2 protein-coding genes are annotated in these 1,161 nt (G+C 57.3%); both read right to left on the reverse strand.

All coding sequences use genetic code 11. The annotated features are described in order from the left end of the window. A partial coding sequence (locus VZ95_RS15010; protein ID WP_045776578.1) for a hypothetical protein occupies window positions 1-448 on the reverse strand: 448 nt, incomplete at its 3' end. A 59-nt stretch (window positions 449-507) separates the two neighbouring features. Continuing rightward, a partial coding sequence (locus VZ95_RS15015; protein ID WP_156995326.1) for a substrate-binding periplasmic protein occupies window positions 508-1,161 on the reverse strand: 654 nt, incomplete at its 5' end.

Here is a 1,161-nt window from a genome sequence, read left to right on the forward strand (position 1 = left end):
AGATGTTTCGAACTGCGTCGCTACTGATAGCCCCGATTGATTTTAGCGATTTTGCTTGCTCAAAACTATCGACCTTCGGGTTGCTTGCCAGCGTGATGAAGGCAAAACCATCGTCTTCGATCAAACCACCAATCCAGGCGAATCGCGTCTCACGCTCTGGGTTTCGAATGAAGTAGATCGCCACCGTATTGCCCGCGTCCAAGGATTCGGCAATCCGCAGGGGCGACTGCCCTTCGGCAACAAACGGAATGCCCGCCGTCTTGAATAAATCGGCGACAAACTCGTACCCCGCGCCCGCGAGCTTATTCCCCTCGACAATGCTCGACATTGGCAGCGAGTCGAATCCAACGAGCCGGACCGGGTCCGCCGCGCGCGCGGATAGTGCCCCGGTTAGGGTCAGCCCCAGAAACACCGAGCCGATGATTTGAGCGGAGAGTTTATGGGGCACAATGTCGGTCCTTGCCTGTGAATATGGAAAAAAATGTTGTGGATGGGCATAGCGGTCACTCAATCGATTTGCGCGCGGAAGGCCGCGTACCGGCCATTTGTTTTGGTCGCGGCAAACGCCTGCTGAAGCTTGTTAACCACATCGGCGGGCAGGGTTTTGGAGCCCGCAATCGCATAGGGCGACGGCACAAGCTTTGGCCCGATGACCATTGTCTTAACCAGCTCCGCATCGGCTTTAAGCATGTGGCGCGCAACAATCGCCCCGGTGAACCACGCGTCCACCCGCCCGGCGGCGAGTTTCTTGAGATTGAGAGGCTCACTCGCCGTCTCATCGATATTCACTACGCCATTGCTGCGCAAAAGCTGCGCGGGCACGGCATTGGCCAACACGGCTACCGCCTTAAGGCTTTTGGCCTGCTCGAAGGAGAGAATGGGGGCATCCCCCGCCCGCGTCATGAAGGCGAAACCATCGTCCGGGACGATATCGCCGAGCCAGACGTATTTATCTTCCCGCGCCGGATTGCGGACCAAAAACACAACGACCGCATTACCTTCGTCGAGCGCCGGAAACACGCGGCTAATCGGCAAGCCTTCCGGGGTGAAGGGGATATTGGCGGCCTTGAATAAATCGGCGACAAAATCATAACCTGCGCCGGAAAGCTTCTTGCCCTCCGCAACACTCGACATCGGTGATGCATCAAACCCTAAGAGACG

Source organism: Elstera litoralis (genome assembly GCF_000963705.1).
Classification (GTDB): Bacteria; Pseudomonadota; Alphaproteobacteria; order Elsterales; family Elsteraceae; genus Elstera; species Elstera litoralis.